This window comes from Streptomyces sp. NPDC051582, assembly GCF_040681715.1.
GTDB lineage: Bacteria > Actinomycetota > Actinomycetes > Streptomycetales > Streptomycetaceae > Streptomyces.
On the sequence record NZ_JBFAZJ010000005.1, the window covers coordinates 185,448 to 212,212 of the forward strand.

The 26,765-nt window shown below is 71.2% G+C and carries 23 protein-coding genes and 1 tRNA gene; 15 read left to right on the forward strand and 9 right to left on the reverse strand.

Features of this window, described 5'->3' with window-relative positions:
- Nucleotides 1–7: 7 nt before the first annotated feature.
- Complete coding sequence (locus AB0M92_RS09810) at nucleotides 8–1,168, forward strand: acyl-CoA dehydrogenase family protein (RefSeq protein WP_366101566.1); 1,161 nt, start codon at nucleotides 8–10, stop codon at nucleotides 1,166–1,168.
- A 76-nt stretch (nucleotides 1,169–1,244) separates the two neighbouring features.
- On the opposite strand, the gene AB0M92_RS09815 is transcribed toward AB0M92_RS09810, so the two are convergent.
- Entirely contained in the window at nucleotides 1,245–3,317 is a 2,073-nt protein-coding gene (locus AB0M92_RS09815; RefSeq protein WP_366101567.1) for a dynamin family protein, read from the reverse strand.
- Nucleotides 3,317–5,092 (reverse strand): GTPase, encoded by a 1,776-nt coding sequence (locus tag AB0M92_RS09820; RefSeq protein ID WP_366101568.1) that lies wholly within the window; start codon nucleotides 5,090–5,092, stop codon nucleotides 3,317–3,319. Before AB0M92_RS09820 ends, AB0M92_RS09815 begins: the two co-directional genes overlap by 1 nt.
- Before the next feature lie 243 nt (nucleotides 5,093–5,335).
- Here AB0M92_RS09820 and AB0M92_RS09825 point away from each other — a divergent pair, with 243 nt between their 5' ends.
- From AB0M92_RS09825 to AB0M92_RS09850, 6 genes are all read left to right on the forward strand, one after another.
- Nucleotides 5,336–6,376, forward strand: coding sequence for an ABC transporter substrate-binding protein (locus AB0M92_RS09825; RefSeq protein ID WP_366101570.1), 1,041 nt, complete (start codon nucleotides 5,336–5,338; stop codon nucleotides 6,374–6,376).
- Between the two features lie 73 nt (nucleotides 6,377–6,449).
- Nucleotides 6,450–7,370, forward strand: coding sequence for a siderophore-interacting protein (locus tag AB0M92_RS09830; protein ID WP_366101571.1), 921 nt, complete (start codon nucleotides 6,450–6,452; stop codon nucleotides 7,368–7,370).
- Between the two features lie 145 nt (nucleotides 7,371–7,515).
- Complete coding sequence (locus AB0M92_RS09835; RefSeq protein WP_366101572.1) at nucleotides 7,516–8,997, forward strand: aspartate aminotransferase family protein; 1,482 nt, start codon at nucleotides 7,516–7,518, stop codon at nucleotides 8,995–8,997.
- Complete coding sequence (locus tag AB0M92_RS09840) at nucleotides 8,981–10,282, forward strand: SidA/IucD/PvdA family monooxygenase (RefSeq protein ID WP_366101573.1); 1,302 nt, start codon at nucleotides 8,981–8,983, stop codon at nucleotides 10,280–10,282. Before AB0M92_RS09835 ends, AB0M92_RS09840 begins: the two co-directional genes overlap by 17 nt.
- Nucleotides 10,279–10,866: a GNAT family N-acetyltransferase gene (locus tag AB0M92_RS09845; RefSeq protein WP_366101574.1), complete on the forward strand. Its 588-nt coding sequence runs from the start codon at nucleotides 10,279–10,281 to the stop codon at nucleotides 10,864–10,866. The genes AB0M92_RS09840 and AB0M92_RS09845 overlap by 4 nt, the downstream gene beginning before the upstream one ends.
- The gene (locus AB0M92_RS09850) at nucleotides 10,863–12,653 is read left to right on the forward strand and encodes an IucA/IucC family siderophore biosynthesis protein (RefSeq protein WP_366101575.1); all 1,791 of its coding nucleotides are present in this window, start codon (nucleotides 10,863–10,865) and stop codon (nucleotides 12,651–12,653) included. The genes AB0M92_RS09845 and AB0M92_RS09850 overlap by 4 nt, the downstream gene beginning before the upstream one ends.
- A gap of 165 nt (nucleotides 12,654–12,818) precedes the next feature.
- On the opposite strand, the gene AB0M92_RS09855 is transcribed toward AB0M92_RS09850, so the two are convergent.
- Complete coding sequence (locus AB0M92_RS09855; RefSeq protein WP_366101576.1) at nucleotides 12,819–14,402, reverse strand: beta-N-acetylhexosaminidase; 1,584 nt, start codon at nucleotides 14,400–14,402, stop codon at nucleotides 12,819–12,821.
- A 51-nt stretch (nucleotides 14,403–14,453) separates the two neighbouring features.
- On the opposite strand from AB0M92_RS09855, the gene AB0M92_RS09860 reads away from it, so the two are divergent.
- The 3 genes from AB0M92_RS09860 to glmS all read left to right on the forward strand — a co-directional run bounded on the left by AB0M92_RS09860 (nucleotide 14,454) and on the right by glmS (nucleotide 17,649).
- Complete coding sequence (locus AB0M92_RS09860; RefSeq protein WP_366101577.1) at nucleotides 14,454–15,359, forward strand: DUF4429 domain-containing protein; 906 nt, start codon at nucleotides 14,454–14,456, stop codon at nucleotides 15,357–15,359.
- Nucleotides 15,360–15,479: 120 nt separating this feature from the next.
- Entirely contained in the window at nucleotides 15,480–15,755 is a 276-nt protein-coding gene (locus tag AB0M92_RS09865) for a hypothetical protein (protein WP_030008735.1), read from the forward strand.
- Between the two features lie 76 nt (nucleotides 15,756–15,831).
- Nucleotides 15,832–17,649, forward strand: a complete 1,818-nt coding sequence (gene glmS, locus AB0M92_RS09870; RefSeq protein ID WP_366101578.1) for a glutamine--fructose-6-phosphate transaminase (isomerizing) — start codon at nucleotides 15,832–15,834, stop codon at nucleotides 17,647–17,649.
- Between the two features lie 124 nt (nucleotides 17,650–17,773).
- Here the strand turns inward: glmS and AB0M92_RS09875 are convergent, their stop codons facing one another.
- A complete protein-coding gene (locus AB0M92_RS09875) occupies nucleotides 17,774–18,343 on the reverse strand; it encodes a GPR1/FUN34/YaaH family transporter (RefSeq protein ID WP_366101579.1) in 570 nt (189 codons plus the stop codon).
- 99 nt (nucleotides 18,344–18,442) lie between these two features.
- On the reverse strand, nucleotides 18,443–18,973 hold the full coding sequence (locus AB0M92_RS09880; protein WP_366101580.1) for a universal stress protein: 531 nt from the start codon (nucleotides 18,971–18,973) through the stop codon (nucleotides 18,443–18,445).
- A 481-nt stretch (nucleotides 18,974–19,454) separates the two neighbouring features.
- Between AB0M92_RS09880 and AB0M92_RS09885 the strand changes: the two genes are divergently transcribed.
- From AB0M92_RS09885 to AB0M92_RS09900, 4 genes are all read left to right on the forward strand, one after another.
- A complete protein-coding gene (locus AB0M92_RS09885) occupies nucleotides 19,455–19,775 on the forward strand; it encodes a hypothetical protein (RefSeq protein WP_366101581.1) in 321 nt (106 codons plus the stop codon).
- Between the two features lie 374 nt (nucleotides 19,776–20,149).
- Nucleotides 20,150–21,322 carry a helix-turn-helix domain-containing protein gene (locus AB0M92_RS09890; protein ID WP_366101582.1) on the forward strand — a complete coding sequence of 391 codons (1,173 nt, stop codon included), beginning with the start codon at nucleotides 20,150–20,152 and terminating at the stop codon, nucleotides 21,320–21,322.
- Between the two features lie 91 nt (nucleotides 21,323–21,413).
- Nucleotides 21,414–22,016 (forward strand): oligoribonuclease, encoded by a 603-nt coding sequence (gene orn, locus AB0M92_RS09895; protein WP_366101583.1) that lies wholly within the window; start codon nucleotides 21,414–21,416, stop codon nucleotides 22,014–22,016.
- Nucleotides 22,017–22,122: 106 nt separating this feature from the next.
- A tRNA-His gene (locus AB0M92_RS09900) sits at nucleotides 22,123–22,195 on the forward strand.
- A 169-nt stretch (nucleotides 22,196–22,364) separates the two neighbouring features.
- Here AB0M92_RS09900 and AB0M92_RS09905 read toward each other — a convergent pair.
- The gene (locus AB0M92_RS09905) at nucleotides 22,365–23,195 is read right to left on the reverse strand and encodes an NAD(P)H-binding protein (protein WP_366101584.1); all 831 of its coding nucleotides are present in this window, start codon (nucleotides 23,193–23,195) and stop codon (nucleotides 22,365–22,367) included.
- A gap of 118 nt (nucleotides 23,196–23,313) precedes the next feature.
- On the opposite strand from AB0M92_RS09905, the gene AB0M92_RS09910 reads away from it, so the two are divergent.
- Entirely contained in the window at nucleotides 23,314–23,820 is a 507-nt protein-coding gene (locus tag AB0M92_RS09910) for a MarR family transcriptional regulator (protein WP_366101585.1), read from the forward strand.
- 80 nt (nucleotides 23,821–23,900) lie between these two features.
- Here AB0M92_RS09910 and AB0M92_RS09915 read toward each other — a convergent pair whose 3' ends face one another.
- From AB0M92_RS09915 to AB0M92_RS09925, 3 genes are all read right to left on the reverse strand, one after another.
- Complete coding sequence (locus tag AB0M92_RS09915) at nucleotides 23,901–24,575, reverse strand: NAD(P)-binding domain-containing protein (protein WP_366101586.1); 675 nt, start codon at nucleotides 24,573–24,575, stop codon at nucleotides 23,901–23,903.
- Between the two features lie 90 nt (nucleotides 24,576–24,665).
- Nucleotides 24,666–26,057 (reverse strand): HAMP domain-containing sensor histidine kinase, encoded by a 1,392-nt coding sequence (locus AB0M92_RS09920; protein ID WP_366101587.1) that lies wholly within the window; start codon nucleotides 26,055–26,057, stop codon nucleotides 24,666–24,668.
- Nucleotides 26,054–26,743 (reverse strand): response regulator transcription factor, encoded by a 690-nt coding sequence (locus AB0M92_RS09925; RefSeq protein WP_030010722.1) that lies wholly within the window; start codon nucleotides 26,741–26,743, stop codon nucleotides 26,054–26,056. Before AB0M92_RS09925 ends, AB0M92_RS09920 begins: the two co-directional genes overlap by 4 nt.
- Nucleotides 26,744–26,765 lie beyond the last annotated feature (22 nt).

Genomic DNA, 26,765 nt, shown 5'->3' on the forward strand with positions numbered 1-26,765 from the left:
GAGAACCATGGCCCTCGACCACCGGCTCACCCCCGAGCACGAGGAACTCCGCCGTACCGTCGAGGCGTTCGCCCACGACGTCGTCGCCCCCAAGATCGGCGACCTGTACGAGCGGCACGAATTCCCGTACGAGATCGTCCGCGAGATGGGCCGCATGGGCCTGTTCGGCCTGCCCTTCCCGGAGGAGTACGGCGGCATGGGCGGCGACTACCTCGCCCTCGGCATCGCCCTGGAGGAGCTGGCCCGCGTCGACTCCTCGGTGGCGATCACCCTGGAGGCGGGCGTCTCGCTGGGCGCCATGCCGCTGCACCTCTTCGGCACCGAGGAGCAGAAGCGCGAATGGCTGCCGAGGATGTGCTCCGGGGAGATCCTCGGCGCCTTCGGCCTGACCGAGCCGGACGGCGGCTCCGACGCCGGCGGCACCCGCACCACCGCCGTCAAGGACGGCGACGAGTGGGTGATCAACGGCTCGAAGTGCTTCATCACCAACTCCGGTACGGACATCACCGGCCTGGTCACCGTCACGGCCGTCACGGGCCGCAAGGCGGACGGACGCCCGGAGATCTCCTCGATCATCGTCCCGTCCGGCACCGCGGGCTTCACGGTGGCCGCGCCGTACTCCAAGGTCGGCTGGAACTCCTCGGACACCCGTGAGCTGGCCTTCGACAACGTGCGGGTGCCGCTGGCCAACCTGGTCGGCCAGGAGGGGCGCGGCTACGCCCAGTTCCTGCGCATCCTCGACGAGGGCCGCATCGCGATCTCGGCGCTCGCCACCGGCCTGGCGCAGGGCTGCGTGGACGAGTCGGTGAAGTACGCGAAGGAGCGCAAGGCCTTCGGCCGCCCCATCGGCGACAACCAGGCCATCCAGTTCAAGCTGGCCGACATGGAGATGCGCGCCCACATGGCGCGGATCGGCTGGCGCGACGCGGCCTCCCGCCTGGTCGCCGGGGAGCCGTTCAAGAAGGAGGCGGCGATCGCGAAGCTGTACTCCTCCACGGTCGCCGTCGACAACGCGCGCGACGCCACGCAGATCCACGGCGGCTACGGGTTCATGAACGAGTACCCGGTGGCGCGCATGTGGCGCGACTCCAAGATCCTGGAGATCGGCGAGGGCACCAGCGAGGTGCAGCGCATGCTCATCGCCCGTGAGCTGGGCTTCGCCGGCTGATCAGCCGGACAGGAAGACCGCCGGACGGGAACGACCGCCGGACCGATCCCGGTCCGGCGGTCTTCCGCGTTCCCGGCTACGCCTGTTCGCGCTCCGCCTCGGAGACGAAGGGCTGGAGGAAGTTCGCGATGTGCTGCTCGACGTCGGTGATGCGCTGCTCGAAGGCGTAGAGCTGGTCCCGCATGCCCGCCTTGGCCTGCTCGTCCTGCCGGGACTCCTCGATGTTGCGCTGGACGATGCCGATGAGGTCCTGGAGCTGGAGGTGGAGCGTGCCGCTGATGCCGCCCCACATCTCGCGCAGGTCGGCGGCGCGGCTGCCCGCGTACTGGCGGGCGGTCTGGGCGGCCGAGTCCTTCACGTGTGCGGCGAACTCCTCCGCCGCGCGCGTCTGCAGCTTGCCGTCGGCGAAGAAGACCGCCCCCGAGGCCAGCAGCGGTCCGACGGCCGCGCCGATGGCCATGGCCACGCCGACCGGCGGGACGGCCAGGCCCAGGCTGATCAGTCCGGCCGCCGCGGCCGCGGTCGTCCCGCCGACGACCACCGCGCCGCCGCCCGCGCCGAGGGCCATGAGCGAGCTGGGGCGGAACATCAGCGGTACGTCGTCGCGGTGGCGGGGCCCGTCGCGGCCGTTGCCCTTGCCCGCCGCGATGGCCAGCGTGTAGATCAGGTAGTTCTGGTCCCGTTCCGACTGCGAGCCGGTCAGTTCCGCGCGGAGCTTGTCGAGGAGGTCGGCGTGCGCCCGGATCAGCGGTTCGAGCTGGCGCACCAGATCGGCCTGCCGCTGCTCGATGACGTGGTCGAGCTCCTGGGCGCAGAAGACCTGCATGCGTTCCTGGAGCTGGACCGTGTACGCGTCCATGAGTCCGTGCTGGGCGGCGATGCGGCCGCCCTTGGTGAAGGACCGGATGGCCCGGCTCAGGCGTCCGGGGCCGGTCGTGACGTGCCATTCGCCGATCTCGCGGCTGATCTCGGTCAGGAACGCGCCGAACCTCAGCTGCAGTTCGTTCTCTATTCCGAGGATCTTGCCGGCGACGACGTCCCGGATCGCGTCGGCGCTGGCGCGCAGCTGGTCCTGGGTGGACTGGCTGCGGTCGAGGAGCTCGCGCAGCTCAGCCGTCGACTTCATCAGGATCGCGCCCTCGTCGTGCAGGCGCACGCGCAGGTTGACCGCGTTGTGCCGCAGGAACTCGGCGAGCCGGACGAACTTCACCCGGGCCGCGTCGCGCATGCAGAAGACTTCCAGGGCGGACTCCAGCCGGCCGATCCCGGAGGCCTTCAGCCCCTCCTCGTTGCCGTCGATCCGCGACCGCAGGGCCTGTAGGGCGCTGACGAAGAAGACGTTGGCGGCCCCGGAACCGGATTCCCCGGCGAGTTCGGCGACCGCGTTGCGGCAGCGGCTCATCACCTCCGCCTGCTCCTCCTCCTCGATCCGGTCGAACTGGTTGACCACGAAGAAGATGTCGCGGTGGCCGAGCTTCCTGACCCGGGTGAGGTAGTTCTCGGTCTCGTGGAGTGTGAACGGCCGTCCCGCGTCGGTGACGAACACGACGGCGTCCACCTCCTCCAGGTACCGCAGGGTCACCAGCTCGCGGTCGGAACTCTCGTTGATACCGGCCGAGTCCACGATCTCGACGGACCTGCGCAGCAGCTCCAGCGGCTGCTCGACGACGGCCAGCGCGAAGGACGGGGTCCGGGGCGCGCCGTGCGCGTCGATCTGGAGGGCGACCTCGCGCTTGAACTCCTCCGTCGTGACGGCCGTTTCGGAGCCCCGCCGGTCCCCGTCGCGGTAGAGCCAGGCCCGCTCGGTCTCGCCCCAGCGCAGGACCGTGGTGAAGGCGGTGGCCGGATTGGCCTTGGTGGGCAGCAGCCGCTTGCCCAGCAGGGCGTTGATCAGGGTGCTCTTGCCGCTGCTGAACTCGCCGAGCACCATGATGCGGAAGGTCTCGCGCTCGAAGACCGCCCCGTTGATCCCGAGGTCCAGTGCGCCGCCCGGGGTTCCGGGCGGGACGATGACGGCAGCGGCCTCGCCGGCCACCTGCTGGAGGCGCTGGTAGTACGAACGCAGCGTTCCGATGTTCTCGCTCCAGCCGCGGAACTGCGCGGCCGGTGATTCCTGCCCGGCCGCCAACCGCCGGTTCTCGTGCGCCATCAGGCCCCTTCCAGGGGAGAGAGGTGGGCGTGCACGGAACGGCTCAGCGTCCGCGCCGTGCTCTGCAGTGAACGCCAGTGGTCGAGGGACTCCGGCCGGGCGGCGACGGCCGTCGTGTGCAGCCGCCACCACTGCTCGTCGCGCTCCCGCGCCCGGCTCAGCAGGTGGTCGTAGACCTGGCCGATGCGTGCCTCGGTCCGTGCCACCTGTTCGGTGAACGCCGCCTCGACGATCCGTTCCAGGTCGTCGATGGCGCGTTCGCGGCGCTCGGCCTGGCCGTGTTCGAGGGCTTCGGTGACCAGTGCCGTGCCGGCCGCTCCCGCGATCTGGCCCACGACCTCGGCGGACATGGGCGTCAGCACGCTCTCGATGGCGGTGCCGACGAACTCCGGCAGCCAGGAGGCGTCCCAGCCGGTGGCGTTCCGCGACTCGGCGGCGGCGGCCTCCTCCGCGACTCCGGGCAGGGCGGCGGCCGGTACGACCGGCCCGGCGCGGGGGGCGGCCAGTCCCTGGAACAGTTCCTCGCCGGGCCGGTTGCGGAGCAGGACGGCCCGCAGCCGGCGGACGTCCTCTTCGAGGACCCGGTCCACGGTCTCGGTGATCCACGCCTCGAAGTGCTGGAGGGCCTCGGCGGTGTACGGGATGGCGTGCAGGCGGATGAAGTGCTGTTCCTCCGGCGTATCCAGCATCCGGGAGAAGCGCGCGGCGAGTTCGCGGGCCGCGGCGGCGCGGCGCCTGCGCGCCTCGGCGGCGATCGTCTGGACGAGGGCGGCGCTCCATTCCCCGGCATCGGCGCTGAGCACGATCCAGTGGAACCGGGCGCTCTCGTGGGCCGTGTGCCAGATCTGGGCGGCCCGTGTGCGGACCGGGTCGGGCCGGTCCAGGTCCGCGAGCGCCCGCTCGGCGGCCTGCTCGACGAGTGCGCAGGTGGCGGCGAGGAGGTGCAGTCTGCGGATGGTCCGCAGCGCCCGTCGCAGCCGGATCCCGGCCAGGTGGCCCAGGACCGCGCGGAGCGGGTCCACGCCGTCGGGTTCGGCGGCTCCGGATGGCGCCGCGGGCGCGGGGACCGGTCCGGTCAGTACCAGCGCCTCGGGGGCCAGGACGGAGACGAGGTGGTTGACACGGCGCAGGATGTCGGCCGCCTCGTCCTCCACCTCGGCGAGCTTGGTGACGACGACGGCGAGCGGAGGGCTGTGCGGGGCGGCGGCGAGCGCCTTGATCCGGGCCTGTTCGGTGGCGAGCATCGCGCGGCGGGCCTCGGTGACGACGACCACCACGTCGCAGTCGCCGACGATCCGGGCGAGGGCGGCGGTGTCGGGCTGGCGCACTCCGGACCAGCCCTCCCAGCCGGGGGTGTCGACGAGCTCCACCCCGGTACGGGCCGCCCAGGACCCGGACGGCACTTCGATCCGTACCGTACGCAGGGCCGCCGGCCCGGGGTCGTCCTCGGCAGCTGGGGGAGCCTCCGGCTCGGCCGTGTGGCCGGATCGGGCCGGTCCCGCGGTGAAGGGGCGTACCACCACGGGCGGCCCGTCCGTGGCGTGCACGGACACCGGCACGCACGCCGCGCCGACCAGTTCGTTGACGAGCCGCGACTTGCCGACGTTGCTGGCGCCGATGACGCAGATCCGGGCCCTCGGGGATTCCGCGCGGCGGGCCGTGCGGCGGATCAACGAGGCCGCTGAGTCCGCACCGGCCCGGTCGGCCAGCAGGGCGGTCTGTTCGGCGAGTTCGGCCTGCCGCAGCTCGTGCTCGTGCTCCCCCGTACCGGCCACAGCGCCGCCACCCCACCCCGTCAGGTCCTCCCGGCAGGGCCATGATGCCAACGGATGGAGCCGGGCGTCTCCGGTTCGGCCGGAAGGGCACCGCATACGCACGGGGAGGGTGCGGAGGGAGGGGCGGGGGAGGCGGCCACCGGGAAAAACTTAGGCCCCCCTTACCAATTTCGGCCAAGGTTAGGCTAACCTTCCCTCCGAACGGCCCAGTGGCCGCCGGCACGCACGAAAGCGGACATAGACATGCCCAAGTCCCGTACCTCCTACCTCTCCCGCCGCGGTCTCATCGCCGCCGGCGGCGCCCTCGGCCTCGTCGCGGCCCTCACCGCATGCGGCGGCTCCGACTCGGCGAAGGGCGAGGCGGGCGACAAGGACAAGGGCGCCGCCGCCTCGGGCCCCTGGACCTTCAAGGACGACCTCGGCAAGGACGTCAGCCTCAAGGCGAAGCCGAAGAACATCGTCGCGTTCACCGGCACCGCCGCCGCGCTGTACGACTACGGCGTCCAGGTCAAGGGCGTCTTCGGCCCGACCAAGACCGCCGACGGCAAGCCCGACGTCCAGGCCGGCTCGATGGACATCTCCAAGGTCGAGATCCTCGGCAACGTCTACGACGAGTTCAACGTCGAGAAGTACGCCTCCCTCCAGCCCGAGCTGCTCGTCACCAACACCTGGGACGGCACCTACTGGTACGTGCCCGAGGCCTCCAAGGACAAGATCCTCAAGCTGGCCCCGGCCGCCGCCATCGGCGTGGGCGGCGACGTCTCCATGGACAAGGCCCTGGAGCGCACCGCGGACCTCGCCAAGTCCCTCGGCGCCGACATGAACGCCAAGTCCGCCGCCGACGGCAAGGCCCGCTTCGAGGCCGCCGCCGCCAAGGTCCGCGAGGCCACCAAGGCCAACCCGGGCATCAAGGTCCTCGTCGGCTCCGGCTCCGCCGACCTGTTCTACGCCTCCTCCCCCGACACCTCGGCCGACCTGAAGTACTTCAAGTCCCTGGGCGTCGAGTTCATCACCCCGGACAAGCTGGGCGAGGGCAACTTCTTCGAGAGCCTCAGCTGGGAGAACGCCGGCAAGTACAAGGCCGACCTGGTCCTGCTCGACAACCGCACCGGCACCCTCCAGCCGGAGGAGCTGAAGGCCAAGCCGACCTGGGCCGAGATGCCCGCCGTCAAGGCCGGCCAGGTCGCCCCGCGCGTGACCGAGCCGATCTACTCGTACGACAAGTGCGCCAAGATCCTGGAGGACCTCGCCAAGGCCATCCAGGGCGCCAAGAAGGTCAGCTGACCCTCGGCAGGCCCCACCGGCCTCCGGGCGCCCCGACCAGGCGCCGCTTCGACTCCCAGGGGGGACTTCCCGCATGACCGCCACCGCATCCGAAACGACTGCCTCCGAAGCCGTCCCGGCCGCCGCCCACTTCCGGTTCTTCGAACTCGAAGTGCTGCGCACCCGCCGGCTCGGGCACTCGTTCCTGCGGGTCACGTTCGGCGGGGAGTCCCTCGCGGGCTTCCGCTCGGGCGGCTACGACCAGAGCCTCTCGCTCTTCCTGCCGCCCGCGCACGAGGAGCACACCGTGCTCCCTTCCACCGATGAGGACACCTGGTTCGGCGCCTGGCGCGCGATGCCCGACGCCGACCGCCCGGTGATGCGCTCGTACACCGTGCGCGAGCAGCGCCGTACGGACGGGGGAGCGGACGAGGTCGACATCGACTTCGTCCTGCACGGCGACTCGTCCCCCGCCTCGTACTGGGCCGGACGGGCCGTCACCGGCCGCCGCATCATGGCGATCGGCCCGGCCGTCGCGGAGAACAAGTCCGTTCGGTTCCAGCCACCGGCCGCCACCGACGCTCTGCTGATGTACGCGGACGAGACGGCGCTCCCGGCCGCCGCCGCGATCCTGGACCGGCTCCCCGCCGGAACCCGGGTCTCGGCCTGGTTCGAGGTCCCGCACGCCGACGACCGCCTCGACCTTGCGACCCGCGCCGACGTCGGGATCACCTGGATCGTGCGCGAGCGCGGTGCGGGCAAGGAGCGCACCGAGCGCCTGCTGGAGGTGCTCCGAGCTGCGCAACTCCCGGCCGCCGAGGCTCCGTACGCCTGGCTCGCGGGTGAGGCCGGCACCATTCGGGCGGTCCGCAGGCACATGGTGCAGGAACGTTCCATCGACCGACGCGCGGTGCGTTTCACCGGCTACTGGCGCCTCGGGGCGAGCGAGGAGCAACTCCTCGCCGAGGCGTACTCGGGACAGGCGCCCAGCGAGGACCCCTCCTCTGCGCTGTAACGTCAACTCCCCTTGTTCATATCTGAGTTGAGAGATGGGCCCCGGCTTTTGGCCGGGGCCCATCTCCATTTGGCGTGACACTTAGGTTAGGCTAACCTAAGGACGTCTTCCCCACCCCCCTCTCCCCCTGCCCGGAGGAACGTTGATGCGCTCGCATCTGCTGAATGAGACGACCGCGGACCTGTACCGGCGTTCCGTCACGGAAGGCGTCGAGCGCGTCGCCGCGAAACTCGCGACCACCGAGCGGCCCCACACCGGCATATCCGTGGACGAACTCGCCCCGGTCATCAACGGGATCGACCTGGACCGGCCGCTCGAAGACGCGGCCGCAGTCCTCGACGAGCTGGAAGAGGTCTACCTGCGCGACGCGGTGTACTTCCACCACCCGCGCTACCTGGGCCACCTCAACTGCCCGGTCGTCATCCCCGCCGTCCTCGGCGAGGCGGTCCTCTCGGCCGTCAACTCCTCCCTGGACACCTGGGACCAGTCCATCGGCGGCACGCTCATCGAGCGCCGCCTGATCGACTGGACCGCCCAGCGCATCGGCCTCGGCCCGGACGCGGACGGCATCTTCACCTCCGGCGGCAGCCAGTCCAACTTCCACTCCCTGCTGCTGGCCCGCGACGAGGCCTGCCGCACGGTCATGCAGCGCAGCGAGCGCCCGTTGGCCAAGTCCGAAGTCCTGCCGAAGCTGCGCATCTTCACCTCCGAGGCCAGCCACTTCAGCGTCAAGAAGTCGGCCGCCATGCTCGGACTGGGCTACGAGGCCGTCATCGCCGTCCCCGTCGACCGCAACCGCCGCATGGACACCTCCGTGCTCGCGCTGGAGCTGGAGAGCTGCGTCCGCGAGGGCCTCTTCCCGATGGCCGTCGTCGCCACAGCCGGCACCACCGACTTCGGGTCCATCGACCCGCTCCCCGAGATCGCCCGCCTGGCCGCCGAGCACTCCACGTGGATGCACGTGGACGCCGCGTACGGCTGCGGACTGCTGGTCTCCCCGACCCGCCGGCACCTGCTCGACGGCATCGAGCACGCGAACTCCGTCACGGTCGACTACCACAAGTCGTTCTTCCAGCCGGTCAGCTCCAGCGCGATGCTGGTGCGCGACCGCGACACCCTCAAGCACGCCACGTACCACGCCGACTACCTCAACCCCCGCCGCATGGCGGAGGAGCGGATCCCCAACCAGGTCGACAAGTCCATCCAGACCACACGCCGCTTCGACGCGCTCAAGCTCTGGATGACCCTGCGCACCATGGGCGCCGACGGCCTCGGCTCGCTCTTCGACGAGGTCATCGACCTGGCCGCCGCGGGCTGGGACATCATCGACGCCGATCCGCGCTTCGAGGTGGTCGTCCGCCCGCAGATCTCGACCCTGGTCTTCCGCTACGTCCCCTCGGGCGAGGTGCGGGGGGACCTCGTCGACGAGGCCAACCTGCACGCCCGCAAGGCGCTGTTCGCCTCCGGTGAGGCCGTCGTCGCCGGCACCAAGGTGGACGGGGACCAGTACCTGAAGTTCACCCTCCTCAACCCGCAGACCACGACGGCCGACATCACGGCCGTCCTCGACCTCCTCGCCGCACACGCCGAGCAGTTCCTGGGAGAATCCCTTGCCGTCCACCACTGAGCCCCACGACTTCATCGGCATCGGCCTCGGTCCCTTCAACCTGGGGCTCGCCTGCCTGACCGCGCCGATCGACGAGCTCGACGGTCTGTTCATCGAGTCGAAGCCGCACTTCGAGTGGCACGCCGGGATGTTCCTGGACGGCGCGCACCTGCAGACGCCGTTCATGTCGGACCTGGTCACCCTCGCCGATCCGACCTCGCCCTTCTCCTTCCTCAACTACCTGAAGGACAAGGACCGGCTGTACTCCTTCTACATCCGGGAGAACTTCTACCCGCTGCGGACCGAGTACAACGACTACTGCCGCTGGGCCGCCGACCGCCTCACCAACGTGCAGTACTCCACCTCCGTCACGGAGGTCACGTACGACGAGCGGGCCGAGGTCTACGAGGTCCACACCGACCGCGGCGAGACCCACCGCGCCCGCCGCCTGGTCCTGGGCACCGGCACCCCGCCGTTCGTCCCGCAGGCCTGCGCCGGCCTGGGCGGCGACTTCACGCACAACTCCGCGTACATGCAGAACAAGGCGGAGCTCCAGCAGAAGAAGTCGATCACCCTCGTCGGCTCCGGCCAGAGCGCGGCGGAGATCTACTACGACCTGCTGTCCGAGATCGACGTGCACGGCTACCAGCTCAACTGGGTCACCCGCTCCCCGCGGTTCTTCCCGCTGGAGTACACGAAGCTGACGCTGGAGATGACCTCCCCGGAGTACGTGGACTACTTCCACGCGCTCCCCGAGCAGACCCGCTACCGGCTCGAAACCCAGCAGAAGAACCTCTTCAAGGGCATCGACGGCGAGCTCATCAACGCCATCTTCGACCTGCTCTACCAGAAGAAGGTCACCTCGCCGGGCCCGGTCCCGACCACCTTGCTGACCAACACCTCGCTGAACTCGGCGGCGTACGACACCACCACGGGCACCTACACCCTGGGGCTGCGCCAGGAGGAGCAGGAGCGCGACTTCTCCCTCGCCACCGAGGGCCTGATCCTCGCGACGGGGTACAAGTACACGCTGCCGGAGTTCCTGAACCCGGTGCGCGAGCGCCTCTCCTTCGACGGCCACGGCCGCCCGGACGCGGCCCGCAACTACAGCATCGACGTGACCGGCCGCGGGGTCTTCCTGCAGAACGGCACGGTGCACAACCACTCCATCACCTCGCCCGACCTGGGCATGGCCGCGTACCGCAACGCGTACATCGTCGGAGAGCTCCTCGGCCGCGAGTACTACAAGGTCGAGAAGTCCATCGCGTTCCAGCAGTTCGCGGCCCCGGAAGGCACCCACGCATGAGCACCACCGCAGAGACCCTCTACACCCGCACCGACGCCGTCCTCGGCGGCTTCGCGATCCGCCCGCTGGACCCCTTCGCCGACGCGGAGCTGCTCCACGGCTGGGTCACGCACCCCAAAGCCTCGTTCTGGATGATGCAGGACGCCTCGCTGCCGGAGGTCGAGCGCGAGTACATGCGCATCGCCGCCCACGAGCACCACGACGCCTTCATCGGCCTCCACGAGGGCCGTCCGGCCTTCCTGATGGAGAAGTACGACCCGGCCGAGCTGGAGCTGGTGGGCCTGTACGAGGCGCAGCCCGGCGACGTCGGCATGCACTTCCTCGTCGCGCCGAGCGAGCGGCCGCTGCACGGGTTCACCCGCGCCGTGATCACGACGGTGATGGCCGCGCTGTTCGCCGACCCGAAGACCGAGCGCGTGGTCGTGGAGCCGGACGTGGAGAACACGGCGGTGCACGCCCTGAACGAGGCGGTCGGCTTCGTCCCCGACGGCCCGGTCCAGAAGCCGGAGAAGACGGCCCTGCTGAGCTTCTGCACCCGCGCGCAGTTCGAGGCGGCCACCGGCCTGACGGGAGAGTCCATATGAGCCTCGCCGACGCGATCTCGCACCTCTCCCCCGAGCTGTGGGCCCGCGCGAACCGCGCGCTGGTCCGCAAGGCCCTGGCGGAGTTCTCGCACGAGCGCCTGCTGACCCCGAAGCCGGTCGACGGCTCCGAGTCCGCGTACTCGGTCCTGAGCGACGACGGCTCCGTCGAGTACCGCTTCACGGCGGCCCGCCACGCCCTGGACCACTGGGCGGTGGACGAGGCCTCGGTCACCCGCCTGCGGGACGGCGCCGAGCTCCCGCTGGACGCCCTCGACTTCCACATCGAGATGCGCGAGGCGCTGGGCCTGAGCCCGGAGGTCCTGCCGGTCTACCTGGAGGAGATCTCCTCCACCCTGGCGGGCTCGGGCTTCAAGTACACGAAGCCGCAGGTCCCCGCCGCGGTGCTCGCGAAGTCCTCCTTCCAGGACATCGAGACCGGGATGACCGAGGGCCACCCCTGCTTCGTCGCCAACAACGGCCGGCTCGGCTTCGGCGTGCACGAGTACCTCTCGTACGCCCCGGAGACGGCGAGCCCCGTCCACCTGGTGTGGGTGGCCGCCCGCAAGGACGTCTCCACCTTCACGGCGGGCGCGGGCCTGGACCACGACGCGTTCATGCGCGCCGAGCTGGGCGAGACCGCCATCGCGGGGTTCGAGGCCAAGCTGTCCGCCCTGGACCTGGACCCGGCGCAGTACCACTTCCTGCCGGTCCACCCCTGGCAGTGGTGGAACAAGACCACGGTCACCTTCGCGGCCGAGATCGCGAACCGCCGGCTGGTGCTGCTCGGCGAGGGCGAGGACGCGTACCTGGCCCAGCAGTCGATCCGTACCTTCTTCAACACCACGACGCCGGCCAAGCACTACGTGAAGACCGCCATCTCGGTCCTCAACATGGGCTTCATGCGCGGCCTCTCGGCGGCCTACATGGAGGCCACCCCGGCGATCAACGACTGGCTGCACCAGCTGATCGAGGGCGACGAGGTCCTGCGGTCGGTGGACTTCTCGATCATCCGCGAGCGCGCGGCGATCGGCTACCACCACCGCCAGTACGAGCGTGCCACCGACCGCTACTCGCCGTACCGCAAGATGCTGGCCGCCCTGTGGCGCGAGTCCCCGGTGGGATCGCTGAAGGACGGCGAGCGGCTGGCGACGATGGCCTCGCTGCTGCACGTCGACTCCGAGGGCAAGTCCTTCGTGGGCGCCCTGATCGAGGAGTCGGGCCTGACCCCCTCGCAGTGGCTGAAGCCGTACCTGCGGGCCTACCTCCTGCCGCTGCTGCACTGCTTCTACCAGTACGACCTCGCCTACATGCCGCACGGCGAGAACACCATCCTCGTCATCGAGAACGGCGTGGTGAAGCGGGCGATCTTCAAGGACATCGCCGAGGAGATCGTGGTCATGGACCCCGACGCGGTGCTCCCGCCGGCCGTCGAGCGCGTCAGGGCCGACATCCCTGAGGACATGAAGCTCCTGTCGATCTTCACGGACGTCTTCGACTGCTTCTTCCGCTTCCTCGGCTCGATCCTGGCCGCGGAGGGCATCTGCGACGAGGAGACCTTCTGGCGGGCGGTCGCGGACTGCGGCCACGACTACCAGGAGTCGATGCCGCAGCTCGCGGAGCGCTTCGAGCGCTACGACCTGTTCGCCGAGGAGTTCCAGCTGTCCTGCCTGAACCGGCTCCAGCTGCGCAACAACAAGCAGATGGTGGACCTCGCCGACCCGGCGGCCGCCCTCCAGCTGATCGGCACCCTCAAGAACCCCGTCGCGCCTTACGCATCGCGACGGTGATCAAAGGGGTGGGTGCGCTGCCGATACGGTCCCTCGGCGGCGCACCCGCCTCCCCTCGCCCGAGGACGTGTCCGCGAAGCCCTGACTGGCCCTCTTCGCGGACACGCCTCGGGCGTGCTTCTCCTGCGGCCCGGGGGTCTTCCTCTTCCTGACCGGCGGCTTCGGCTACGTCCAGGGGACGTCCGGGGCCCGGTAGTAGGTGATGTCCCGGGCGTCCAGCCGCGGCCCCTGCGCCGCCAGCCGCTGCCGGTACTCCGTCCAGTTCCGCGGACCCGGGCTCCAGCCCAGCTCCGCCAGGCCCAGCACCCGCGGGAACGCCATGAACTCCAGGTCCGCGCGGTTCGCGATCGTCTCCGTCCACAGCGGCGCCTCGACGCCGAGGACGGCGGACTCCGGGACCCCGGCCGCGGCCAGGTAGTTCCCCGGGTCCCACTCGTAGGCCCTGCGCACCGGGACGAAGCCCGCCCATGCCAGCCCCGGCTTGGTCGCCGCGTCGTACTTCATGTCCAGGTACAGCCGGTCCGCGGGCGAGAGGATCAGCGGGTGGCCCGCCTTCGCGGCCGCGGCCACCGCCGCCTTCTCGGCGGCCGCCGTCTTGTCGTGACCCCAGTACTGGAGCACCGCCCCCGGCGCCGGACGGGCCGTGGCCAGCTGGTGCCAGGCCACCACCGTCTTGCCGTGGCGCCCGACGATCTGCTGGGCCCGGTCCATGAACGCCGCGTAGTCCGCCGCGGGCGTCGAGTGCGCCTCGTCGCCGCCGATGTGCAGGTAGCGGCCCGGGGTCAGCTCGGCCAGCTCGCCGAGCACCTCGTCGATGAACTCGTACGTCCGCTCCTTGCCGACGCACAGCGAGCTGAAGCCGACCTTGATCCCGGTGTAGCGCTCGCGCGCCTTCCCGTCGCAGTTCAGCTCCGCGTAGGAGGCCTGGGCCGCGTTCACGTGCCCCGGCATGTCGATCTCCGGGACGACGTCCACGTACCGCTCCGCCGCGTACGCCACCAGGTCCCGGTACTGGTCCTTCGTCCAGTACCCGCCCGGGCCGCCGCCGACCTCGCTGCCGCCGCCGTACTCCGCCAGCCGCGGCCAGGAGCCGATCGCGATCCGCCAGCCCTGGTCGTCGGTCAGGTGCAGGTGCAGCGTGTTGACCTTGTACTGGGCCAGCTGGTCCACGTACCGCTTGACCTGCTCCGCCGGGAAGTGGTGGCGGGCGACGTCCAGCATGGCCCCCCGGTACGCGAACCGCGGCGCGTCGGTGATCTCGCCCCCGGGCACCGTGCCCGGACCTGCCACCGGCAGCAGCTGGCGCAGCGTCTGGCCCGCGTGGAAGAGCCCCGCCGGGGTCCGGGCGGTCAGCGTGACCCCGCCCGGGCCGGACTCCAGCCGGTACCCCTCGGCGCCGCTCCCCTCGGCCCCCTCGTCCAGCCGCAGCCGGATCCCGTCGCCGTCGGCCCCGTCGACCACCGGCAGCGGGAGCCCGCTCGGGCCCCTGAGCTGCTCCGCGAGGAGCTCGCCGACCCGCCGGACCTCCTCGCCCCCGCCCGGGCCGGTACGGATGACCGTGCCCGCGCCCACCGCGTACCCGGGGCCTCCGGCGCGGGCGGAGGCGGGCGCGGGCAGGAGCTGTGCGTAGGGGGCGAGGGCGGCCGGGCGCCCGTCCCCGGGTCGGGCGTCGGCGTCGGGGGCCGCGGCGCAGGAGACGGCCGCGCCGAGGACGAGGAGTGTGCCGAGCGTGCGTCGCAGGACTCTCATAGGGCAGGTATAGGCCAACTGGCGTGCCGGGGCCGGTGCGAGAATCGACGGATGGCGGAAATCATCCAGAAGGACGGCACATGGACCTTCGACGGGGACGCGGTGCGGATCGTGCCCGGCCGCGACAAGGGGGTGGGGCTGCTGCGCCAGACGCTGGGCGAGGTGGTCGTCCCGCTGCGCGCGCTCGCCGGGATCAGCCACGAACCGGGCCGCAAGGCGGGCCGGTTGAGGCTGCGGCTGCGTGACGGCGCCGACCCGCTGCTCCAGGTGACGGGCGGGCGGCTGCCGGAGTCCTCCGATCCGTACCGGCTGACGGTGGACGCGGACCGGACCGGGGTGGCGGAGTACTTCGTGGACGAGGTCCGCAACGCGCTGCTGCTCGACCAGGTGGACCCCGGCCCGGCGGACGTCTACCTGCTGCCGGGTCCGGCGGTGCCGATCTCGGTGGCCGCCGGGGACGGGACGGTGGCCTTCGACGGGGACCGGGTGGCGCTGGACTGGAACTGGACGACGGAGGAGGCCAAGAGCTCCGGCGGGCCGCGCGAGTTCCGGGTCGCGGACCTGCGGGCCGTGGAGTGGTCCCCCTCGAAGGGCCTGGAGAACGGGTGGATCCGGTTCACCCTGGCGGGCGCCCCGGCGGCTCCCGCGCCCAAGTACGACCCGCACACGGTGGAGCTGTTCGGCTTCAAGAAGGACCCGCTGATGGCGTTGGTCGCGGCGGCCGTGGCGGTACGGATGCCCCACCCCCGGGGCGTCGCGGTGTCCGCCGAGCCCGCCCCGGCCCTGTCCAAGGCCCCGGTGCCGGAGCTGGCGGCCTCGGCCCCGGAGCCGACGGCCCCGGAGGACCACGACGCGCTGCTGCGCCGGCTGCGCGAGCTCGGCGATCTGCACCAGGGCGGCATCCTCACGGCCGAGGAGTTCGCCGCGGCCAAGCAGGCCGTTCTGCGCCGTTTCTAACCCTTGTCGTCGGCTTTCGCTGACCGGATTTACGCCTTCCGCTGGTCTGGACCAGAGGGATCCTGCCCGATTGCGGGCAGGATCTTTGCGTTCCCGGCCGCGGCCAGTCAGTATCTACGGGTGCTCGACCGCCGCCCGTCTCATGACGATCTCGTCGACCACCTGGTGCGCAGCACCGCGCTGCAGCGCGGCGAGGCCGCCCGGGTGGTGCTCGACGTACTCGCGTACTTCGACGAGACGACCGAGGAATTCGTGCGCCGCCGCCACCGTGAGCTCCAGTCCGGCGGGGCGGTCAACGCGGAGATCTTCGAACGGATCGCGGCCGAGCTGCCGCACCGCGCCGTGGCGCCGCCGGAGCTCTCGCTCCGGCAGCTGCGCCGCATCGTCTACGGCTGAGCGACAGGTCCGGCCGAGGCCGGGCGCGGCGACGCCAGCGGCAAGGGCAACCGAACTTCAGGAGGGGCAAGACTTTATGTGCGGAATCGTGGGTTACATCGGCAAGCGTGACGTGGCACCGCTGCTGGTGGAAGGCCTGCAGCGACTTGAGTACCGCGGATACGACTCCGCGGGCATCGTCGTCAACAGCCCGAAGTCCCCCGCGCTCAAGGTGGTCAAGGCCAAGGGCCGGGTCCGCGAGCTGGAATCCCGCGTGCCCAAGCGCTTCGCGGGCACCACCGGCATCGCCCACACCCGCTGGGCCACCCACGGCGCGCCGAGCGACATCAACTCGCACCCGCACCTGGACCCCGAGAACAAGGTCGCGGTCGTCCACAACGGCATCGTCGACAACGCCGGCGAGCTCCGCGCCAAGCTGGAGGCCGAGGGCGTCGTCTTCGTCTCGGAGACCGACACCGAGGTCATCGTCCACCTCGTCGCCCGCTCCCAGGCCGACACCCTGGAGGAGAAGGTCCGCGAGGCCGTCAAGGCGATCGAGGGCACGTACGGCATCGCCGTCATGCACTCCGACTTCGCCGACCGCATCGTCGTGGCCCGCAACGGCTCGCCCGTCATCCTCGGCATCGGCGAGAAGGAGATGCTCGTCGCCTCCGACGTCGCCGCGCTGATCGCCCACACCCGCCAGGTCGTGACCCTCAACGACGGCGAGATGGCCACCCTCAAGGCCGACGACTTCCGCACCTACACGACCAGCGGTACGAAGACCACCGCCACCCCGGAGACCGTGGAGTGGGAGGCCGCCTCCTACGACATGGGCGGCCACGACACGTACATGCACAAGGAGATCTCCGAGCAGCCCGACGCGGTCGACCGCGTGCTGCGCGGCCGGATCGACGACCGCTTCAACACCGTGCACCTGGGCGGCCTGAACCTGGACCCGCGCGAAGCGCGCGGCATCCGCCGGGTCAAGATCCTGGGCTGCGGCACCTCGTACCACGCGGGCATGATCGGCGCCGGCCTCATCGAGAGCATGGCCCGCATCCCCGCGGACGCCGAGCCGGCCTCGGAGTTCCGCTACCGCAACCCGGTCGTGGACCCCGACACCCTCTACATCGCGGTCTCCCAGTCCGGTGAGACGTACGACGTGCTGGCCGCGGTGCAGGAGCTCAAGCGCAAGGGCGCCCGCGTCCTCGGCGTCGTCAACGTGGTGGGCTCCGCGATCGCCCGCGAGGCCGACGGCGGCGTGTACGTGCACGCCGGCCCCGAGGTCTGCGTCGTCTCCACCAAGTGCTTCACCAACACGGTCGTGGCCTTCGCGCTGCTCGCGGTGCACCTGGGCCGGATCCGGGACCTGTCGGTCACGGACGGCAAGCGGATCATCGAGGGCCTGCGCAAGCTGCCCGCGCAGATCCAGGAGATCCTCGAAGGCGAAGAGGACATCAAGAAGCTGGCGGCCGAGTACGCCGAGGCCAAGTCGATGATGTTCATCGGCCGGGTCCGCGGCTACCCGGTGGCCCTGGAGGCCTCCCTCAAGCTCAAGGAGATCTCCTACATCCACGCCGAGGCCTACCCGGCCTCCGAGCTCAAGCACGGCCCGCTCGCGCTCATCGAGCCGGCGATGCCGACGGTCGCGATCGTCCCGGACGACGACCTGCTGGAGAAGAACCGCGCGGCGCTGGAGGAGATCAAGGCCCGCAGCGGCCGGATCCTCGCGGTCGCCCACCGCGAGCAGGAGAAGGCCGACCACACGATCCTCGTGCCCAAGAACGAGGACGAGCTGGACCCGATCCTGATGGGCATCCCGCTCCAGCTGCTGGCGTACCACACGGCCCTGGCCCTGGGCCGGGACATCGACAAGCCGCGCAACCTGGCGAAGTCCGTCACGGTCGAGTAGTCGCACCTGCCCACCGGTCACGCGGAACGGCCCCCGGGGAATCCCCGGGGGCCGTTCCCGTACGTCCGCTGCCGTACGTCCGCTTCCCTGCGTCCGCTTCCCCGCGTCCGCCGCCGTACGGTCCTCAGCTCGCGGCGACCGCGCCGCGACCGGAGGACTTGCCCAGTGCGGTGGGCCAGTGGGCCAGCGCCGCGGTGGCGCCGTACCAGAACATCAGCCCGGAGAGCGCGGCCACCCAGCCGGCGACCTTGGCGAGCCCGCCGCTGTCGGCGAAGGCGCCGACCGCGAGGAGCAGCAGGGAGAGGGTGAGCAGGGCGTACGCGCCCTGGCCGAACAGTCCGCTCGCGGCGCTCATGGTGAGGGTCAGCGCGAGTAGGGCGAAGAGGACCAGGAACAGTCCGGCCGCGTGTGCCGAAACCTTTCCGTCCGCCCCCGAGGCCCAGGTGAACCAGAAGGCGCCGAGGCCCGCGAACGCCGTGCCGTTGAAGCCGTTTCCGCCGCGGAATTCGAGGACTCCGAGGACGAACAGGGCGAGACCGCCGACGTAGGTCGCGAGTGACACGGAGTTGGCGACGGACACTCCGCTGACGATCGCGGTGTGGCCGATACCGAATGCGAGAAGGGTGAGACCCAGGGCTATGTGCCCGAGGGTCGAAGTCGAGGCCGTGCTTCCCGCAGAGACACCATTGTCCACGGCGGGCTCCCTTCGATCTGCAGTTGTTTGCTGCGTCCCAGCAGCATTTATCTACCCTTTACATGGGGGTTCACAACCGCACGAGCGACGTACAGCGGGTTACGGAATGACAACAACCGGTCGCTGTGCGCGCTTGGCCAGCCGACCCGCCACGGACCCGAAGATCCGGCCCACGATCCCGTGCGTGGAGCCGACCACGATGGCGTCCGCCGAGTACTCCCGGCCGACCTCCTCCAGCTCGTGGCAGATGTCCCCGCCCCGCTCCACCAGGATCCACGGCACCTCGGCGAGGTAGTCCGCGCAGGCGAGCTCCAGTCCCAGCACCTCGGTGCGGTGGTCCGGTACGTCCACGAAGACGGGCGGCTCGCATCCGGCCCACACGGTGGTGGGCAGCCGGTTGGCCACATGCACGATGATCAGGCCGGAGCCGGAGCGGCGGGCCATGCCGATCGCGTACGCCAGGGCGCGCTCACTGGACGTGGAGCCGTCGAAGCCCACCACGACCCCGTGCCGGAAGGCCGGGTCGCAGGGATGACGTGTCTGTTCCGCCGCGCGCAGGTCGCTCGACGCGTGGTCGGCGAGGGGTTTGCGCTTGCGGTCCGCGGGTTCGGGGAATTCGTGACCGGCCATGGGTGTCTCGGCGAAGAGGTCCTCGGGGGAAGGGACAAGGCGACGGGGCGGCGAATGGGCGGAAGCGACGATTGAAAAAATGACGACTCTGGGTGACGGAGCTCTGTCCGGGAAGCATCTTCCCAAGCCCTTACCCACCAGGGTACGGCGACACTCCTGTCCTGCACAGGGCTTGCCGCCCTTGGAGAGCGTCCCAGGGAGCATGCCGGAGACGGGGCTCCTTGGCAATGGCCGCTGCCCCCTACAGCCAGTGACGAGTTGCCGCACCAGCCACTCGTGCGCCACCCGTGCGCGCAGTGACCGAGCCGCGTCGCGCGCCGTTGGACAGGCGTCCGACCGCCCAGGAAGAGCCCGCAGGGAGCACGCCGTGCCCGGCCATCCGGTTCACCCCGTCCAGCCCGCTCCGCCGACCCGGTCCGCCCGGTCCGCCCGGCAGACCGACACGACACCGCATTTCACGCCCGCTCCCGTTCACCCGTCCGTGCACTCGGCGAGACGCCCGCATGACGACCCCGCGGGTGACGTGGTGCGCTGGGCCGCCTTCAGCTGCCTGCTCGTGCCCGTGGTGCTCGTGGTGTACGGGACCTCCTTCGGCGGGGCCGCAGTCGCCACGCTCGGGCTGGTCGCGGTCACGGCGGTGTGCCGGGCCATGCTGCGCTACTCGGAGAAGGCGGAGCGGGCCGCCCTGGTCCTCGCCGAGGACCGGCTGCCACCGGGCCGGCGCCGCCGGCATTCGCGTGCCGGGAGCGGGTCCGGGGGCCGCGGCTGCCACACGTCCGGTGGGATCTCCCCAGAGGACTGACTGATTCGCACACCCACACCCGCATGTTTTCAGCCAACTTCCCGGAACAATGGCGGTCTTGCCGGAATGCCCCCTCAACCCCCCTACCACCAGCGACGACGGCGCCGAGGGGGCTCCGAGACCCTACGGGTACTGGCCATGGCCGGAGGGCGAGCTTCCCACTCCGGTAGCGGAGTGGAAGGCTTCCTGATCGAATGCTTTTCGCCAAGTTGCCAAGTCGACATAGCGCTGCGTGCTGAACTTGTCACGCCGACACCACGGGACGCAGTAGATTCGATCATGTATTTACGGCGGGGGATCCACGTGCAAGGCCGAGGGGAAACGTGCAGGTGCGACCAGACCAAGGAGTCGCGACACCCAAGGGGGGCTTAGCCATGAGCCAGGATTCCACCGCCGTCGTCGCGGACGCCGGCAGGAAGCTCGCGGGGCGTCGCCGCAGGGAGATCGTCGCGGTGCTGCTGTTCAGCGGCGGCCCGATCTTCGAGAGCTCCATTCCACTTTCCGTGTTCGGCATCGACCGGCAGGACGCGGGAGTTCCACGCTATCGACTGCTCGTTTGCGCCGGTGAGGACGGTCCGCTGCGGACCACCGGCGGACTCGAACTCACCGCGCCGTACGGGTTGGAGGCGATCGCCCGGGCAGGCACGGTCGTCGTTCCGGCCTGGCGCTCGATCACTTCACCGCCGCCTCCGGAGGCGCTCGACGCACTGCGTCTGGCGCACGAGGAGGGCGCCCGGATCGTCGGACTGTGCACGGGGGCCTTCGTGCTCGCCGCGGCCGGTCTGCTGGACGGCCGGCCCGCGACGACGCACTGGATGTACGCGCCGACGCTGGCCAAGCGGTACCCGTCCGTCCATGTCGATCCGCGCGAGCTGTTCGTCGACGACGGCGACGTGCTCACGTCCGCGGGCACCGCGGCCGGAATCGACCTGTGCCTGCACATCGTGCGCACGGATCACGGCAGCGAGGCGGCCGGGGCACTGGCCCGCCGGCTCGTCGTCCCGCCGCGCCGCACAGGCGGCCAGGAGCGCTATCTCGACCGGTCGCTGCCGGAGGAGATCGGCGCCGACCCGCTGGCCGAGGTCGTCGCCTGGGCCCTGGAGCACCTCCACGAGCAGTTCGACGTGGAGACGCTCGCGGCCCGCGCGTACATGAGCCGGCGCACGTTCGACCGGCGGTTCCGCTCGCTGACCGGCAGCGCGCCGCTGCAGTGGCTGATCACCCAGCGGGTGCTCCAGGCCCAGCGGCTGCTGGAGACCTCCGACTACTCGGTCGACGAGGTCGCCGGACGCTGCGGGTTCCGCTCGCCGGTCGCCCTGCGCGGGCACTTCCGGCGCCAGCTGGGGTCCTCCCCGGCCGCCTACCGCTCGGCCTACCGGGCGCGCCGGCCGCAGGCCGACGTGTCGCAGGTCACCGAGATGCCGGGCGGCCCCGTGCCGCACCAGCGCACCCCGCAGCCCCAGCGGGCGGCGGCGGCCCTGGCCGCGGCCGGCCCGACGGTGACGGAGCTGTACGCCCCCAACCGGGTCCTGCGCGAGCACGCGTAGCCCCGCAACGGGCACTGCCTGAGGAAGGTCCCCCGCATCGGTCGCCACCGAAGCGGGGGACCTTCCGCGTAATCCGCATAAGCTGGGCCGCATGAACGATCGCATGGTGTGGATCGACTGCGAGATGACCGGGCTCTCGTTGACGGACGACGCACTTATCGAGGTGGCCGCACTGGTCACCGACTCGGAGCTCAACGTGCTCGGCGAAGGCGTGGACCTCGTGATCCGCCCGCCGGACGCGGCCCTGGAGACCATGCCCGACGTGGTGCGCGAGATGCACACCGCCTCCGGACTGCTCGACGAGCTGGCCGGCGGGATCACCCTCGCGGACGCGGAGGCGCAGGTCCTGGCGTACGTACGGGAACACGTGAAGGAGCCCCGCAAGGCGCCGCTCTGCGGGAACTCGGTCGGCACCGACCGCGGATTCCTGCTGCGCGACATGCCCGCGCTGGAGAGCCACCTCCACTACCGGATCGTGGACGTGTCCTCGGTCAAGGAGCTGGCGCGCCGCTGGTACCCCCGGGCGTATTTCAACAGCCCGCCGAAGAACGGCAACCACCGCGCGCTCGCGGACATCAGGGAATCGATCGCCGAGCTCCGGTACTACCGGGAGGCGGTCTTCGTCCCGCAGCCCGGGCCCGACTCGGACACCGCCCGGGCGATCGCCGCCAAGCACACCCCGTCCGCCGAATAGGACCCGGCGGGAGCCTCCGGAGACGGGACGGGGAAAAGGGGGGAGCGAGCACCCTCCCGGACCCTGTACCCTTTTCTTCGGCCGGTCGGTTTTCCGACCGGACATGGTGGGTGTAGCTCAGTTGGTAGAGCACCTGGTTGTGGTCCAGGTGGCCGCGGGTTCAAGTCCCGTCACTCACCCTGCGAGAGGGCCCCGGTACGCGAAAGCGGCCGGGGCCCTTTGCGTTGCCGCCGGCTCCACGGCTGCCGGGGAGCCACTCGCGGCGGCGCCCGGCCACGGCCGCCTCCGGACTCCGCGTTTTACCGATCTTCCGCATTCCGGCCCCCGGGCACCTAGGCACCTGGGCACCTAGGCACCCTGAGGGCGAAACGCCTCCGCGTGGTCCTGGGCCCAGGTCTCGAAGGAGCGGGCCGGATGGCCGGTGAGGTGCTCGACGGCGTCGGTGATCTCGGCCGGGAGCCCGTCGCGGGCGGCCCAGTATTCGAGGAGCGCATCGGCGTAGGCACCGGGTATGTACTCCCCGACCTCGGCCTTCCACTGCTCGGCGGTGACGGCCTCGAACGGTACGGGGGATCCCAGGACCTGGCCCAGTATCGCGAGTTGGGTCTCGAACGTCAGCGAGTGCGGACCCGTCAGGTGGTACGCGCGGCCGCCGAGGGCCGGGTCGGTGAGGACGGCGAACGCCGCCTCGGCGAGGTCGGCCTCATGGACCGGGTCGCAGTGGGAGCCCGGGTAGGGCAGGTGGACCGGGCGGCCCGACTTGAGCGACCAGGCCCAGCCGAGGGCATTGCCCGCGAAGGAGCCGGGGCGCAGCAGGGTGGTGCGCAGCGGGGAGGCCAGCAGGGCCTCCTCGACGGCGAGGTGGGAGGCGGCCAGCGGGTCGTCGGCGGCGCCCGGGGCGAGTACCGAGGAGGAGGACAGGAGCACGACGTGCTCCACTCCGGCGGTGACGGCCTCCTTGACGAAGGCGTCGGCGGCGGAGGCTTCGGCGTAGAGGAAGACGGACCGGACTCCGGCCAGGGCGCCGGCGAAGGTCGCGGGATCGCTGAGATCGCAGCGGACGGTATCGGGTGTGTCCGGCTCGCGGGAGGCGAGGCGATGGGGCAGGCCGCGGGCGGCGAGGAGGGAGACGAGGCCGCGGGCGACGGAGCCGCGGGCACCGGTGACGAGGATCGACATGGCGGGTCCTGCTTCCTGTTCGTGTGGACGCTGTTCACGCTAGGATGAGTACGCGGCACAGATTCTGCATCACAAATATTCTGCGCCACACAGATAAATTTCAGGCATGGAGAAGCCGATGTCAACCGATTCCCCTCGTTCGAGTGACCCCGCCAGGGATGAGTGGAGCCGCGCCGAGCTGCTCGCGCGCATCGTCACCGAAAGCCAGCGCCACTACGCCGACTACTCGCTCTTCAACCAGGCGATGGCCGACCACGTCGGCCTGCACCCCACCGACATGCAGTGCGTCGGGCTCCTCGACATGGAGCCCGGCCCCGTCAGCACCGGTGACATCGCCCGCCTCACCGGCCTGACCTCCGGCTCAGCCACCCGCCTCGTCGACCGCCTGGTCAAGGCCGGCATCGCCGAGCGGCTCGCCGACCCCCACGACCGGCGCCGCTCCCTCGTCGCCCTGGCCCCCGAGGCCCGCCGGCGGATCGGCGAGGCCTGGGACACCCCCGGCCGGGCCTTCGGCGCCGTCCTGGAGAGCTATTCCGACTCCGAACTCGCCGTCATCGCCGACTACCTGCACCGCGCCGCCGAGGTCGGCCGCGCCCAGGCCCGGCGCCTGAACTCCGGCGCCTGAACTCCGACGGCCGACCCCGACGGCCGACCCCGGCGGCGGCTCCCGGCGGCCGCGCCCGGCGGCCGCGCCCGGCGAGGGCCTCAGTCGTCCGCCGTGGCGCCCTGGATGTGGAAGTTGAAGTCCGCGTGCCCGAGCGTCCCCATCAGCCGGAGCCAGATGGGCAGGAGCATCTCCGTACCGCGGGCCGACTCGATGCCTCCGAGGTCGAGCACGCTCGCCTCCGGCCAGCCGAAGGAGTACAGCAGTTCGCGTACGGACTTCTTGGCGTCGGCGTCCTCGCCCGAAAGGAAGACGGTGTGCTCGCCCGGCACCCGCGCCGGATCGACCATGACCCGGCAGTTCATCGTGTTCAGCGTCTTGACCACCCGCAGCCCCGGGAACGTCCGCTGGAGCAGTTCGCCCAGGCTGTCGTCGTCCACCGGGTCGAGGGTGGGCGGGAACCCCCGCGAGAAGTCCAGCGGGTTGGCGATGTCGATCAGCACCTTGCCGTCCAGGTGCGCGGCGTCCGCCTCCGTCAGGGCGGCGACGCTGACCTGCCCGCCCGTGGCGTTGACCAGGACGTCGCCGTGCCGGGCGGCATCGGGGAAGGGGGCGAGGCCGACCCGCGGGTGGGCCTCCTGCCATTCGGCGTACTCGGTACGGGCCAGGGTGGCCTCGGGATCCCGGGTGCCGATGACCACGTCGTGCCCGAGGGAGACGAGGCGGTCGGCCACCGTACGGCCGACGATGCCGGTGCCGAGGACTGCGTAACGCATGACCGGTTCCATTCCGTTGGGGGAAGGGAGGAGCGAGGACGAAGGAGCGAGAAGGAACGACCAACGACCGACAACCCCGTACGGTACGCGTCAGCCGCGCCGCTTGCGCCGGCTCACCCGGCGCGTCCGTACGCCGCCCGCCCCGCCCCGCGCCCGGTCGTCCAGGGCGATCCACACCCTGACCTCGGTGCCCCCGAGCATCGAGCGCCCGATCCGCACGTCGCCGCCCGTCGATTCCGCGACCCGGCGCACGATGTCCAGCCCGAGCCCCGTCGAGCCGTCCCGCCCGCCGTCGTTGCCGCGCCGCAGCGCGGCGTCCGGATCGGCGATCCCGGAGCCCGCGTCCGAGACGAGCACGATGACCGCGTCCCCCGCGTCATGGACGTCCACCGCGAACGGCGTGCCCTCCGGGGTGTGCCGGAACACGTTGCCGAGCAGGGCGTCGAGGGCGGCCGCCAGCTCCGGCCGGGCGACCGGGATCCGTACCGTACGGTCCACGCCCGCGAGCCGCACCTCGCGGCCCTCGTCCTCCGCCAGCGCCGACCAGAAGGCCATCCGGTCGCGGATCACCTCCGAGGCGTCGCAGCCCGCCCCGCCCCCGCCGCCGGCCGCTCCGGACGCCGGTACGCGCTGCTCACGGGCCGTACGGATGATCGTGTCGACCTCCCGCTCCAGCTGCTCCACCGCCGCCCGGGTCTGCTCCGCGGCCGGCCCGTCGCCGAGCGAGGCCGTGTTGAGCCGCAGCACCGTCAGCGGCGTCCGCAGCCGGTGCGAGAGATCGGCGGCCAGCTCCCGCTCGTTGGCGAGGAGTTCCACCACCTGGTCCGCCATCGAGTTGAACGCGACGGCCGCCGAGCGGAGTTCCTTCGGCCCGTCCTCCGGAACCCGCGCGCCCAGCCGGCCCTCCCCCAGCTGGTGCGCGGCGTCCGCGAGCCGCTCCGCCGGGCGCACCAGACGGGCGCCGAGCCGGTCGGCGACCGCCACCGAGCCCACGATCAGCGCCAGGCCGACGCCCGCGAGGACCACCCAGGCCGTCGCGACGCCGTTGCTGACCTCGCTCTCGGGCACGAAGACCTCCACGACCGCGATGTCCCCCGAGCCCAGGGCGGTCGGCTGGAGCAGCGCCGAGCCGCCCCCGGCCAGCCGGACCGTCATCGCCCGCCCCATCCGCCGGGTCTCCTCCACGGCGTGCGCCCCGGCCCGCGTTCTGCCGATCTCCACCGGGGCGCTGGCGCCGACCGGGGGCACGTGGACCGCCATCCGCTGGGCCGCGCCCATCTGCGTGGACTCCACGGCCTTGCTCAGCTGCCCGGGGTCGGTGGTGATGGAGAGGGTCGGCCCGATGGTGGCCGCCTGCCGCTCGGCGTTGGAGAAGGCCCGGTCGCTGGCCATCTCCTGGACGACGAGCCCGAGCGGTACGGCGAAGGCCACGACCACCATGGCCGTGACCGCGAGGCACACCTTGACCAGCGCCCATCTCACCGGGGCGGCTCCAGCTTGACGCCGACCCCCCGCAGGGTGTGCAGGTAGCGCGGCCGCGCGGCCGTTTCGCCCAGTTTGCGGCGCAGCCAGGACAGGTGCACGTCGATCGTCTGGTCGTCCCCGTACGACTGCTGCCAGACCTCGGCGAGCAGCTCGCGCCGGGCCACGACCACCCCGGGCCGCCCGGCGAGGAAGGCCAGCAGGTCGAACTCGCGCCGCGTGAGGTCCAGTACGGCCCCGTCCAGCTCGGCCTGCCGCCGCAGCGGATCGATGGCCAGCCCGCCCACCCGCAGCACGCGCGAGGGCGGCTCGGCCCCGGCGGCCGCGCGGGCGCGGCGCAGGACGGCGGACATCCGGGCGGAGAGGTGTTCCACGGAGAACGGTTTGGTCAGGTAGTCGTCGGCGCCGTCGTTGAGGAGCCGGACGATCTCCGCCTCGTCGTCGCGCGCGGTGGCGATGATCACCGGTACGTCGGTGATGCCGCGCAGCATCTTCAGCGCCTCCGACCCGTCGAGGTCGGGCAGTCCGAGGTCGAGGATGACCACGTCGAACCGGTGGTGGGCGACCTCGCGCAGTGCCTCCAGGGCCGTGCCGACGCTGCGCACGGTGTGCGAGGCCTCGGTCAGGTGCCGGATCAGCGCCGAACGTACGAACTGGTCGTCCTCGACCACGAGCACACTTGCCATGGCCCGCACCGTAGTCCATTCG

Bases quoted from the DNA above. Each gene is read 5' to 3' on its own strand.
- AB0M92_RS09835 (WP_366101572.1), top strand. From the start codon at position 7,516: ATGCGCTCGCATCTGCTGAATGAGACGACCGCGGACCTGTACCGGCGT.
- AB0M92_RS09910 (WP_366101585.1), top strand. From the start codon at position 23,314: ATGTCAACCGATTCCCCTCGTTCGAGTGACCCCGCCAGGGATGAGTGG.
- AB0M92_RS09915 (WP_366101586.1), bottom strand. From the start codon at position 24,575: ATGCGTTACGCAGTCCTCGGCACCGGCATCGTCGGCCGTACGGTGGCC.
- AB0M92_RS09845 (WP_366101574.1), top strand. From the start codon at position 10,279: ATGAGCACCACCGCAGAGACCCTCTACACCCGCACCGACGCCGTCCTC.
- orn (WP_366101583.1), top strand. From the start codon at position 21,414: ATGAACGATCGCATGGTGTGGATCGACTGCGAGATGACCGGGCTCTCG.
- AB0M92_RS09890 (WP_366101582.1), top strand. From the start codon at position 20,150: ATGAGCCAGGATTCCACCGCCGTCGTCGCGGACGCCGGCAGGAAGCTC.
- AB0M92_RS09810 (WP_366101566.1), top strand. From the start codon at position 8: ATGGCCCTCGACCACCGGCTCACCCCCGAGCACGAGGAACTCCGCCGT.
- AB0M92_RS09905 (WP_366101584.1), bottom strand. From the start codon at position 23,195: ATGTCGATCCTCGTCACCGGTGCCCGCGGCTCCGTCGCCCGCGGCCTC.
- AB0M92_RS09860 (WP_366101577.1), top strand. From the start codon at position 14,454: ATGGCGGAAATCATCCAGAAGGACGGCACATGGACCTTCGACGGGGAC.
- AB0M92_RS09830 (WP_366101571.1), top strand. From the start codon at position 6,450: ATGACCGCCACCGCATCCGAAACGACTGCCTCCGAAGCCGTCCCGGCC.
- AB0M92_RS09880 (WP_366101580.1), bottom strand. From the start codon at position 18,973: ATGGCCGGTCACGAATTCCCCGAACCCGCGGACCGCAAGCGCAAACCC.
- AB0M92_RS09855 (WP_366101576.1), bottom strand. From the start codon at position 14,402: ATGAGAGTCCTGCGACGCACGCTCGGCACACTCCTCGTCCTCGGCGCG.
- glmS (WP_366101578.1), top strand. From the start codon at position 15,832: ATGTGCGGAATCGTGGGTTACATCGGCAAGCGTGACGTGGCACCGCTG.
- AB0M92_RS09815 (WP_366101567.1), bottom strand. From the start codon at position 3,317: ATGGCGCACGAGAACCGGCGGTTGGCGGCCGGGCAGGAATCACCGGCC.
- AB0M92_RS09925 (WP_030010722.1), bottom strand. From the start codon at position 26,743: ATGGCAAGTGTGCTCGTGGTCGAGGACGACCAGTTCGTACGTTCGGCG.
- AB0M92_RS09825 (WP_366101570.1), top strand. From the start codon at position 5,336: ATGCCCAAGTCCCGTACCTCCTACCTCTCCCGCCGCGGTCTCATCGCC.
- AB0M92_RS09850 (WP_366101575.1), top strand. From the start codon at position 10,863: ATGAGCCTCGCCGACGCGATCTCGCACCTCTCCCCCGAGCTGTGGGCC.